The organism is Pseudomonas helleri (assembly GCF_009600315.1).
In the GTDB taxonomy this organism is placed as follows: Bacteria; Pseudomonadota; Gammaproteobacteria; order Pseudomonadales; family Pseudomonadaceae; genus Aquipseudomonas; species Aquipseudomonas helleri_A.
Window position 1 is genome coordinate 23,628 of sequence record NZ_WIWC01000004.1, and the last position, 11,590, is coordinate 35,217.

At 55.7% G+C, this 11,590-nt stretch carries 10 protein-coding genes; 5 read left to right on the forward strand and 5 right to left on the reverse strand.

The genetic code is table 11. The features are described 5' to 3' along the window. Window positions 1-3 precede the first annotated feature (3 nt). The gene (locus tag GHN86_RS03685) at window positions 4-1,953 is read left to right on the forward strand and encodes an LTA synthase family protein (protein WP_153386142.1); all 1,950 of its coding nucleotides are present in this window, start codon (window positions 4-6) and stop codon (window positions 1,951-1,953) included. 228 nt (window positions 1,954-2,181) lie between these two features. On the opposite strand, the gene groL is transcribed toward GHN86_RS03685, so the two are convergent. From groL to GHN86_RS03705, 4 genes are all read right to left on the reverse strand, one after another. Continuing rightward, window positions 2,182-3,825 (reverse strand): chaperonin GroEL, encoded by a 1,644-nt coding sequence (gene groL, locus GHN86_RS03690; protein ID WP_122784684.1) that lies wholly within the window; start codon window positions 3,823-3,825, stop codon window positions 2,182-2,184. Window positions 3,826-3,874: 49 nt separating this feature from the next. Beyond that, window positions 3,875-4,168 carry a co-chaperone GroES gene (locus tag GHN86_RS03695; RefSeq protein WP_016779794.1) on the reverse strand — a complete coding sequence of 98 codons (294 nt, stop codon included), beginning with the start codon at window positions 4,166-4,168 and terminating at the stop codon, window positions 3,875-3,877. 241 nt (window positions 4,169-4,409) lie between these two features. Beyond that, the gene (locus tag GHN86_RS03700; protein ID WP_153381573.1) at window positions 4,410-4,883 is read right to left on the reverse strand and encodes an FxsA family protein; all 474 of its coding nucleotides are present in this window, start codon (window positions 4,881-4,883) and stop codon (window positions 4,410-4,412) included. A gap of 65 nt (window positions 4,884-4,948) precedes the next feature. Then, the gene (locus tag GHN86_RS03705; RefSeq protein WP_153381575.1) at window positions 4,949-5,680 is read right to left on the reverse strand and encodes a HugZ family protein; all 732 of its coding nucleotides are present in this window, start codon (window positions 5,678-5,680) and stop codon (window positions 4,949-4,951) included. A gap of 154 nt (window positions 5,681-5,834) precedes the next feature. On the opposite strand from GHN86_RS03705, the gene GHN86_RS03710 reads away from it, so the two are divergent. Beyond that, on the forward strand, window positions 5,835-6,593 hold the full coding sequence (locus GHN86_RS03710; RefSeq protein ID WP_153381577.1) for an SDR family oxidoreductase: 759 nt from the start codon (window positions 5,835-5,837) through the stop codon (window positions 6,591-6,593). 52 nt (window positions 6,594-6,645) lie between these two features. On the opposite strand, the gene GHN86_RS03715 is transcribed toward GHN86_RS03710, so the two are convergent. Beyond that, on the reverse strand, window positions 6,646-7,659 hold the full coding sequence (locus GHN86_RS03715; RefSeq protein ID WP_153381580.1) for a DUF481 domain-containing protein: 1,014 nt from the start codon (window positions 7,657-7,659) through the stop codon (window positions 6,646-6,648). Window positions 7,660-7,800: 141 nt separating this feature from the next. Here GHN86_RS03715 and GHN86_RS03720 point away from each other — a divergent pair, with 141 nt between their 5' ends. The 3 genes from GHN86_RS03720 (at window position 7,801) to GHN86_RS03730 (ending at window position 11,581) form a co-directional block, all read left to right on the forward strand. Then, on the forward strand, window positions 7,801-8,175 hold the full coding sequence (locus GHN86_RS03720; protein WP_416333488.1) for an MGMT family protein: 375 nt from the start codon (window positions 7,801-7,803) through the stop codon (window positions 8,173-8,175). Window positions 8,176-8,217: 42 nt separating this feature from the next. Beyond that, window positions 8,218-9,762, forward strand: a complete 1,545-nt coding sequence (locus tag GHN86_RS03725; RefSeq protein WP_153381589.1) for an AmpG family muropeptide MFS transporter — start codon at window positions 8,218-8,220, stop codon at window positions 9,760-9,762. 103 nt (window positions 9,763-9,865) lie between these two features. Continuing rightward, window positions 9,866-11,581 (forward strand): proline--tRNA ligase, encoded by a 1,716-nt coding sequence (locus GHN86_RS03730; protein WP_153381591.1) that lies wholly within the window; start codon window positions 9,866-9,868, stop codon window positions 11,579-11,581. The last annotated feature ends 9 nt before the right edge of the window (window positions 11,582-11,590 follow it).

Consider the following 11,590-nt stretch of genomic DNA (forward strand, 5'->3'; position numbering starts at 1 on the left):
CACATGCGTCTGCTGTACTCCGCGCCTATGCGCTATCTGCTTTTGTTGACCGGTTGCTGGCTAGCGACCTTTTTAATCACCCGAGGCGTTCTACTGGTCACTCACCTTGGCGAGGCGGGCAATCATTGGCTGCCTGTGTTTGGCATTGGCCTGCTCTACGACGTGGGCTTTTTGACCTATGCCGCTTTGCCCCTGGGTCTGTATTTGCTGCTTTGTCCGCCGGCCCTATGGCGCCGTCGTGGGCATCAGTGGTTCCTGCAAGGCCTGCTGACCGTCAGCCTGTTTGCGATGCTATTCACTGCGGTGGCGGAATGGCTGTTCTGGGATGAATTCGGCGTGCGCTTCAACTTTATCGCCGTGGATTATTTGGTTTACTCCGATGAAGTCCTGAATAACGTCATGGAGTCCTACCCGATTGGTCTGCTGCTGAGCGCCATTGGCATCGTTGCCATCCTTCTGAGCGCTGCGTTGCGCAAGCCATTCACTGCGGCGATCAATGCACCGCTACCGACCCTTCGCGGACGTGCCGCCTCCTTTGCTGGCTTGTTGCTGGTGGCCGGGCTTAGTCTACAACTGCTTGATCAGGATGCCCCGCGCGGCCAGGGCGGCAACGCCTATCAGCATGAACTGGCCAGCAACGGCCCGTACCAGTTCTTTGCGGCCTTCCGTAATAACGAGCTCGATTACCAGCAGTTCTACACCAGCCTGCCCACCGAGGTAGTGGCCCCCCAATTGCGCCGCGAATTGACGGAGCCCAACGCTACATTTGTCGGCAAGGACCCGCTGGATATCCGTCGCAATATCGACAACCCCGGCACTGCGCGCCAGCCCAATATTGTGCTGGTCACCATTGAAAGCCTGAGCGCCAAATATTTGGGCAGCAATGGCGATGGCCGCAACCTGACACCCAACCTTGATCAGTTGCGTAAAGAGAGCCTGTACTTCAATAACTTCTATGCCACCGGCACCCGCACGGACCGCGGACTGGAGGCGATTACTCTGGCTATCCCGCCAACACCGGGGCGCTCTATCGTGAAACGCATCGGTCGTGAAAGCGGCTTTGCCAGCCTTGGCCAGCAATTGAATGCGGTCGGTTATGACAGCGTATTTGTATACGGTGGCCGTGGTTACTTCGACAACATGAATGCTTTCTTCAGTGGTAATGGCTATCGCGTTGTCGACCAAAGCAGCGTGAATGAAGCCGACATCCACTTCAAAAACGCATGGGGCATGGCAGACGAAGACCTGTACCGTGAAACCCTGAAACTGGCCGATACAGACTATGCCCAGCAGAAGCCGTTTTTGCTGCAATTGATGACCACATCGAACCATCGTCCTTATACCTATCCTGAAGGTCGAATCGACATCAAATCGGGTAATGGTCGCGATGGAGCGGTGAAATACACCGACTACGCCATCGGCCAATTCCTCGAAAATGCACGGAAGAAGCCTTGGTTTGACAACACGATCTTTGTCTTCGTGGCTGATCACACGGCGGGCAGTGCGGGCAAAGAAGACTTGCCGATCAGCAACTATCAAATCCCGTTGTTCATTTATGCGCCAAAGCTGATTGAAGCACGCGAGAACGCGCAACTGGCCAGCCAGATCGACCTTGCACCCACCCTGCTCGGCTTGTTGAACATGGATTACCAGTCGACATTCTTTGGTCGTAACGTGTTGCAGGACAATCCGCTGGCACCGCGCGTGGTGGTGGGCAACTACCAGCACCTGGGACTGTTCGATGGCAAGGATTTGGCGATATTGAGCCCGCGCCAGGGGCTACGTCGTCATGATGAAGCGCTGACAGCCAGTGTTGAATCTCGCGTGCCCGCGACCGATCCGTTGATTGAACGGGCTATCACTTACTATCAAGCCGCCAGCTATGGCTATAAACAGCAGTTGCTGAGCTGGAAGCCGGAGCAGAAGTTGCCGGTGCAGGTTTCAGAGCACTGATTGACCCGCCCCCCTCACCCCAGCCCTCTCCCAAAGGGAGAGGGAGCCGATTGGGGGATATTTGAGCCGCGATACATTCAGATGATCGTGCGTTGAATCCAGCATCGACGCGGTCCAGTCCCCTCTCCCTCCGGGAGAGGGCTAGGGTGAGGAGCTTTTAACCACACCCACAAAAAAGCCCCGCCTGATTACTGAGGCGGGGCTTTTGCGTATCAGGGTAAGGCTGGCTTACATCATGCCGCCCATACCACCCATACCGCCCATGTCTGGCATACCGCCGCCAGCTGGTTTGTCTTCCTGGATCTCAGCGATCATCGCCTCAGTGGTGATCATCAGGCTGGCAATCGACGAAGCCGCTTGCAGAGCCGAACGAGTCACTTTAGCTGGGTCAAGAATACCCATTTCGATCATGTCGCCGTATTCGCCAGTGGCTGCGTTGTAACCGTAGTTACCCGAACCCTGCTTCACTTTGTCGACTACTACGCTTGGCTCGTCGCCGGAGTTGGCAACGATCTGACGCAGAGGTGCTTCAACAGCACGACGCAGCAGAGCAATACCTACGTTCTGATCAGCGTTGTCGCCTTTCAGTTCGGAGATAGCTTGCAGAGCGCGAACCAGTGCCACGCCACCGCCAGGTACCACGCCTTCTTCAACGGCTGCACGGGTAGCGTGCAGGGCGTCTTCAACGCGGGCTTTCTTCTCTTTCATTTCTACTTCAGAACCAGCGCCAACCTTGATCACTGCAACGCCGCCGGACAGTTTGGCCAGACGCTCTTGCAGTTTTTCACGGTCGTAGTCAGAAGTGGTATCAGCCACTTGAGCACGGATCTGAGTAACGCGAGCCTGAATGTCAGCCTCAACGCCAGCACCATCAATGATGGTGGTGTTTTCTTTGGTCACGGTAACGCGTTTGGCATTACCCAGGTGTTCCAGGGTAGCGCTTTCCAGGCTCAGACCGATCTCTTCGGAGATAACGGTACCGCCAGTCAGAACAGCGATGTCCTGCAGCATTGCCTTGCGACGGTCACCAAAGCCAGGTGCTTTAACAGCAACTACTTTAACGATACCGCGCATGTTGTTCACAACCAGAGTTGCCAAGGCTTCGCCTTCAACATCTTCGCTGACGATCAACAGTGGACGACCCGCTTTGGCAACAGCTTCCAGTACTGGCAGCAGTTCGCGGATGTTCGAAATTTTCTTGTCGACCAGCAGGATCAGCGGGCCATCAAGCTCGGCTGTCATGGTGTCTGGCTTGTTGACGAAGTACGGGGACAGGTAACCACGGTCAAACTGCATGCCTTCAACAACAGACAGTTCGTTTTCCAGGCCCGAGCCTTCTTCAACAGTGATCACGCCTTCTTTGCCGACTTTTTCCATAGCTTCGGCAATGATGTCGCCGATGGAGCTGTCGGAGTTGGCAGAGATGGTGCCTACCTGAGCGATTGCCTTGCTGTCAGCGCATGGCTTGGCCAGTTGACGCAGTTCTTTGACAATAGCGATGGTCGCTTTGTCGATACCGCGCTTCAGGTCCATCGGGTTCATGCCGGCAGCGACGGCTTTCAGGCCTTCGTTGACGATCGACTGAGCCAGAACGGTTGCAGTGGTAGTACCGTCACCTGCGTCATCGTTGGCACGGGAGGCAACGTCTTTAACCAGCTGCGCGCCCATGTTTTCAAAGCGATCTTTGAGCTCGATTTCTTTGGCTACGGAAACGCCGTCTTTGGTGATGGTCGGAGCGCCGAAGCTTTTCTCGATGATCACGTTACGGCCTTTAGGGCCCAGGGTCGCTTTTACTGCGTCAGCCAGGACGTTTACACCGGCCAACATTTTTTTACGGGCGGAGTCGCCGAATTTAACTTCTTTAGCAGCCATGTTCGTTCTTCCTTAAATACTTTGTAGTAACGGGAAAAGGAGCGGGAAATCAGCCTTCGATTACAGCGAGAATCTCGTTCTCAGCCATCACCAACAGGTCTTCGCCGTCGACTTTCACAGTGTTGCTGCCGGAGTAAGGGCCGAACACAACCTTGTCACCCACTTTAACGGCCAGTGCACGCACTTCACCGTTGTCCAGAACGCGACCGGTACCAACGGCGATCACTTCACCGCTGTTAGCTTTTTCAGCAGCAGAACCCGGCAGAACGATACCGCCAGCGGTTTTCTTTTCTTCTTCGCTGCGACGGATTACGACGCGGTCATGCAGAGGACGAAGCTTCATTGTCGATCTCTCCTAATTGAGGTGTTCATCGGCCGATGTCAATACCGGCTGGGTTTACAAGTCCGGAAATGCCGGGTGCCATTCGCTTATAGAGATTCGCTGTTATCAGCGAAACCCTGCGTTGTCCGTTACATAAGGGCGTATCAACTGATTACAAGAGCGCGGTCGCTAAAATTTTTAAAACGCTGCGCCCTGAAAACAAACACGGCACCCGAGGTGCCGTGTTGAAATCGCCGAAAGGTTACTTGTCGCGATGTTCGAATTCGCCTTCGATCACGTTCGGCTCACGGCCCAGCGGCTTGTGGGTACCCGGTCGAACCACCGGATCGAACTCATCGGCAAATGCGCGCTGACGAAGCGCCTGCTCTTCGGCGCGCTTACGCAGGCGGTACACCAGAAAACGACGCACCGGCGGGAACAGCAACAGCAGGCCAGCCACATCACTGATAAAGCCCGGCAGTACCAACAGGCCGCCACCCAAGGCCAGCATCAGGCCTTCGAGCATTTGCTGGGCCGGCAACTCGCCGCGATTCAAGCTTTCTCGGGCCTTCAGTGCAGTCGCCAAACCGGCAACGCGAACGACCAGAACACCCAGCATGGAGCCAGCAATGATCAGCAGCAACGCAGGGAAAAACCCGATAGCGGTGCTGACCTTGAAAAAGACGTACAGCTCTAGCACGGGAAACAACAGAAAGAGCAATAGAAAAGCGCGCATCAAATGATTCCTCTCCGGAAGAATATCTTCCAACCCAGCTTAGATGACGGCGCGCCTCTCTGAATTCAAGTCCAGGCCGTCTGTTTTTTTGGCCACTCACTGGCGCGCGCCAAGAGAACCAAGGCTTCACGCACCTGTGTCGAAGTGTTGCAAGGCTCCGGGAAGCCCAACCAGTAAAGCGCATCACCGATGCGCAAATGCATGCCTTCGCTGTCGATACCCACCATCTGCGCAGGCGTAGTCTTCGGCAAACCGGCCAGTTTCACATAGTGAGCAATGGCGTTGGCGTGATCGCTGTTCATGTGATCAATCATGCGGACTTCGACTGGCCCGGCAAAGGGGTTGGCCAGCGTGATGTTATCCAGCCAGTGAATGGCGCCAAAACCCCCGATATAACGATGACGAACCGGGTTAAGCACCCAGAAATCGAAATTGTGAGCCGTGTCATAGCTGCGCGCTTCGGGGAAGTAACGGTAATAGCGTTCGGCAGCGGCTTCAATGACGTCAGGGTCAGTCAGTTGTTCAGCTTCGGCCAGGTACGTCAATCGACCTACAGCCTGAACATCTTCGGCCCCGCGCTCACCCACCATTAATGAGCACTTGGGGTCTTTAAGCAGGTTGTGGGTGTGCTGAGCGATACGGCTGATCAGTATCAGCGGTCGTCCTTGCTCATCCAGACAATAAGGTACAACGGACCCAAATGGAAAACCCGGCATCGCCTTGGAGAGCGTGGACAAGGATCCACGGTATTCCTTGAGCAGTAATTCTCGGGCATGCTTGGTGGCTTCAACGCTCAACTTATGACTCCTTATAAAAAATCCGTCGCAAACGGACGAGTTCAGGGCTAGCCGTCAACCCGCACTCAGGGCTATGTCTGATAGGCGAACCGCGCAGGCGGCGCAGATCCATAGCCTATAAGGTCTCACTTCTGAATGGCTGCTGAGGGTTCCCATGCAATTAAACGATAAAGTAATCATTATCACTGGCGGCTGCCAAGGGCTAGGGCGTGCCATGGCCGAATATCTGGCGGCCAAAGGCGCAAAACTGGCGCTGATTGACCTCAATCCAGAAAAACTCGAACTGGCTGTTGCGGCTTGTCAGGCACAGGGAGTCGAGGCACGTGCTTACCTGTGTAACGTGGCCGATGAAGAGCAGGTGACGCAGACCATAGGCCAAGTGGCAGAAGATTTCGGCGCGATCCATGGCTTGATCAACAATGCTGGCATCTTGCGTGACGGCCTGCTGCTCAAGGTCAAGGACGGCGTGATGACCAAGATGAGCCTGGCACAGTGGCAGGCGGTCATAGACGTCAACCTGACGGGTGTATTCCTGTGCACCCGCGAGGTGGCTGCGAAAATGGTCGAGCTGAACAATCAGGGCGCAATTATCAATATTTCGTCGATTTCGCGCGCTGGTAATGTCGGCCAGACTAACTACTCTGCCGCCAAGGCCGGTGTTGCCGCTGCCACCGTGACCTGGGCCAAGGAGCTGTCGCGCTACGGCATACGTGTCGCCGGGATTGCTCCCGGGTTTATTGAGACCGAAATGACGTTGGGCATGAAACCCGAAGCGTTGGAGAAGATGACCTCGGGTATACCGCTTAAACGTATGGGCAAAGTCGAGGAAATCGCCCACTCAGCGGCCTATATCTTCGAAAACGACTACTACAGCGGGCGTATTCTTGAACTCGATGGCGGGCTGCGGATTTAATCACAGCCCATTACCCCTCGGCTTTAGTAGACAAGGCTGAGGGGTTACACCCTCACCACATCACGCCAAACCCTGCGGTATAGCGGGTTTTATTAAGCGCGTTGTCCGAACCGCTGCCACTGCCGATCAGTTCTTTTTCAGCCTTGAGATTCAACGAAGCCCATTCGGTGACTTTATAGCGCAAGCCAATCTCGGCATCGAGGCTGTAATCCGACGCCCCTTCGAGCGGCTTGCCCAACTCACCGTTGGTAAAGAGTGAAACCGATTTGCCTAACAGATAACGGTTGTAATCCCACTTCATGGCAATTGAATAGAAGTTGTCTTTCTTGCCATCGGAATATTCATAATCGGTGCGATTAAGCAGCGAGCCTAGGGAAAACGCACCTAACTCATCATCCCAGAACTGGTAGCCGGGACCGGTACCCACAGTGCGTTGACGGGCAATGTCTTCAACTTTGTCCCGCGTATAACCGAGCCGCCCCTGCCAGTACCACTTATCGTCAATAAAGTGATCCAGCGCATATTCGGCGCTCCAGTTATCCGTCGTCACTACATCATTCTGGAATTCCCGGTTGTATTCACCTTCGGCGTGGTGACGCCAAGCGCCATGGCGCGCCGTGGTTTTGAAGTCGATATCGTAATCATCGGTGTCTTTATCAGCGCGTTTATAATCCAGCGCGACATCGACATTGCCTTTCCATACCAGGTCTTCGATCACCGGCTTGGGTTTAATGATCTGCTCGATACTGGCGAGGTCTACGGTTTTAGGCGCTTCGCCATTAACCAGCGTGACCTTTCCATCTTCGGCAGCCTTGAGCGACTTGGCTTTTTCGCCGGTATAGGCATCTTGCTTGACCAACAACTCCTGATCACTTTCAAGCGTCTTTACTTGCTTCCAGTCAATTGGAATGGCGCCTGCATAGTCGGTCTGAACCAACAACTTGCCGCCATCGAATACTTTGATTTTACCGGTAAGGCGGTCACCGTTTTTCAACCAGACGGTATCGGCGAGCAAAGGCGTAGACACATTCAAGACGGCAAGGCATAACAAGGTTCTGGACAACATAAGCAGATGTGAAACTCAGGTTTGCGAAAGAATGTCAGCATTATCCGGATAGAAATGCCTCAGGCAATAAAGACTGACTTAATCTGTTGTAGTTCATTTCTTGGTCCAATTGACAGAATCGTAATAGCCCCAACTAACGTCGTGAAATATGAAGAACTCGCCGTGAGCACATCCCTTGAATCACCGCAAAGCCAAGCTGATATTCGCCGTACAGCGCTCTACTCGACCCTGATGCAAGTGCCCTCAGGCTACGTGGTGACGTATGGTCAACTCGCCGAACTGGCAGGCCTGGGGCGCGCAGCACGCTGGGTTGGACGCACGCTCAGCCAGTTGCCCGAAGGCACGCGCCTGCCCTGGCATCGGGTAGTGGCCGCCGGAGGGCGTATCAGTTTGCCAGCAGGCAGCCCGTCCGGCGACGAACAGCGTGCGCGATTGCGCTGCGAAGGCGTGAGCCTTTCAAACAGTCGTGTGGATTTACGCCGCCATGGCTGGCGCCCGATAGAGCACTGCGGTTAGAGTGCGCCCTTTGTTTCCGTAATCAGAGGCAGACTCGAGTCCATGCCCCGTAAAACCTGGCGCGAAGCGCTAGCTGCCTATTCCAGCCCCTCAACCCTTGTGCTGTTGCTGCTCGGTTTTGCCGCCGGTCTACCGTACATGCTGGTGTTTTCAACTCTTTCCGTGTGGTTGCGTGAAGCCGGTGTGGCCCGCGAAACCATCGGCTATGCGAGCCTGATCGGTCTGGCCTACGCCTTTAAATGGGTGTGGTCGCCGCTGCTCGACCAATGGCGTTTGCCCCTGCTGGGTAAACTCGGTCGGCGCCGCTCCTGGCTGGTACTCGCCCAAACACTGGTGATCCTGGGTCTTATAGGCATGGGCTTTTGCGACCCGCAGAAGCACTTGTCATGGCTTATAGCCATTGCCGTTGTTGTGTCATTTGCCTCCGCCACTCAGGACATTGCAGTCGACGCCTATCGACTGGAAATCGCCGACGACAGCCGACAGGCTGCCCTCGCTGCCAGTTACATGTCCGGGTATCGCGTTGCCGCTTTGCTGGCCACGGCTGGCGCGCTGTTTTTTGCCGAGGGCTTCGGCTCAACAGGCTTCAACTACAAGCACTCCGCATGGACCGGCACCTATGTGCTGTTTGGTTTGTTGATGGTGCCCGCGCTGCTCACGACCTTTTTCATGCGCGAACCACCGGTGCCATTGCGCACTCAACTGTCTGCCGGGCGTTACAGCTTTGCCCACCAACTGGCATCGGTGTTCGTCCTGATCGTGCTGCTGGTGTCCGTACCTGCCATGTTCACTCAGCTGTACAACACCGACTTCGCCAGCGTGCTGTTCGAAGGTGTGAGTCCCGTGAATCTGGTATTGGAGGATCGGGCTTTTCTAAGGGCCATTCTCTACACGCTGCTGACCGTCCTGTGCCTGTCCTCAATGGGGCGACGCGGATTGGCACCGGTTCTGACACCCGTTAACGACTTCATCCTGCGTTACCGCTGGCAAGCGTTGCTGCTGCTCGGCCTGATCGCCACCTACCGCATGTCGGATACGGTCATGGGCGTAATGGCCAACGTGTTTTACATCGACCAAGGCTTTACCAAGGATCAGATTGCCGGTGTCAGCAAGATTTTCGGCTTGATCATGACGCTTGTTGGCGCGGGCATGGGGGGGCTGCTGATTGTTCGTTTCGGGATCTTGCCGATTCTGTTGATCGGCGGCGCAGCCTCAGCGGGTACCAACCTGCTATTTATGCTGTTGGCTGACATGGGGCCCAATCTGCAAATGCTGATTGTGACCATTTCACTCGATAACTTCAGCTCGGGCCTCGCGACATCTGCCTTTGTGGCCTACCTGTCCAGCCTGACCAACCTGAAGTTCTCGGCAACCCAATATGCCTTGCTCAGCTCCATCATGTTGCTGTTGCCGCGCTTGATGGGTGGTTACTCAGGGGTTCTGGTCGAGAAATTCGGGTACCACAACTTCTTTATCATTACCGCGGTGATGGGCGTGCCGACCTTGCTTCTGATCAGCCTGCACTGGTTTCAGGAAAGCCGTCGGGCACGCCTGAACCCGCCCGTAAATCTCGAAAAAACCCTGTAAAAACCGGGGAGAGCCACTCTCCCCGCCCTGCCCTGTACGCAGGCACCTCTCGCCCGTACAATGCCCAGTCATTTCCAGTCATCAGCAACGGCACCGGCTAACCATGCGCACCAGTCAATATTTGCTCGCCACACAGAAAGAAACGCCTTCCGACGCGGTCGTTATCAGCCACCAGCTGATGCTGCGCGCCGGCATGATTCGTAAACTTGCTTCCGGCCTGTACACCTGGCTGCCCATGGGCCTGCGCATCATGCGTAAGGTCGAAGCGATTGTTCGCGAAGAAATGAACGCTGCTGGCGCTCTGGAAGTGCTGATGCCGAGCATTCAACCGGCTGAACTGTGGCAAGAGTCAGGCCGCTGGGAAGAGTACGGGCCTGAGCTGTTGCGCCTCAAGGATCGCCACGGTCGTGAGTTCTGCGTAGGCCCGACCCATGAAGAAGTCATCACCGACCTGTGCCGCAATGAGTTGAACAGCTATAAACAGCTGCCTATCAACCTGTACCAGATCCAGACCAAATTCCGTGATGAGATCCGTCCTCGCTTCGGCTTGATGCGCGGCCGCGAATTCATCATGAAGGACGCCTATTCGTTCCATACCGACGAAGCTTCGCTGCAAGTCACGTATGACCGCATGCACGAAGCCTACTGCAATATATTCTCCCGTCTGGGCCTTAACTTCCGCCCGGTAGAAGCCGACAACGGCTCCATCGGCGGCGCTGGCTCCCACGAGTTCCACGTATTGGCCGAGTCCGGCGAAGACGACATTGCCTTCAGCAATGCTTCGGATTACGCCGCCAACATCGAAAAAGCCGAAGCAGTCCCACGCGAAACTTCACGCCCTGCGGCGACTGAAGAGCTGCGCCTCATCGACACGCCGGACGCCAAAACCATCGTGCAATTGGTAGAAGGCTACAACCTGCCAATCGAAAAAACCGTCAAGACCCTGATCGTTCACGCGGCCGAAGAAGGCAAGCTGATCGCACTGGTGATCCGTGGCGATCACGAACTCAACGAAATCAAGGCCGGCAACCATCCGTTGGTGGCCAGCCCGCTGATCATGGCTTCGGATGCCGAGCTGCGCGATGCGATCGGCGCCGGCGCGGGCTCTTTGGGCCCGCTGAACCTGCCGCTGCCATGCATCATCGACCGCTCGGTCGAGCTGATGAGCGACTTTGGCGTTGGCGCCAACATCGATGACAAACACTACTTCGGCGTGAACTGGGAGCGCGATCTGCCGGTTCCGACTGTTGCCGACTTGCGTAACGTGGTGGCTGGCGATCCAAGCCCAGACGGTAAAGGCACGCTGGAAATCAAGCGCGGCATCGAAGTCGGTCACATCTTCCAGCTGGGCACTAAATACAGCGAAGCGATGAAGTGTCAGGTACTGGGCGAAAACGGCAAGCCTGTAACACTGGCAATGGGCTGCTATGGCATTGGCGTATCCCGCGTGGTCGCTGCAGCCATCGAGCAGAACAACGACGAGCGCGGCATTATCTGGAGCGACGCCCTGGCTCCGTTCCAGGTAGCACTGGTGCCACTGCGTTACGAAACCGAAGCCGTTCGCGAAGCCACTGACACCCTGTATGCGCAACTGACGGCTGCCGGTTTTGAAGTGCTGCTGGACGACCGCGACAAGAAAACCAGCCCAGGCATCAAGTTCGCTGACATGGAGCTGATCGGCATCCCGCACCGTATCGTGGTCAGCGACCGTGGCCTGGCCGAAGGCAACCTGGAATACAAGAGCCGCACCGAAGCAGAGCCGCAAGCACTGCCCGTTGCTGACGTGCTGGCCTTCCTTCAGGCGCGTATTCGTCGCTGAATCCAGATA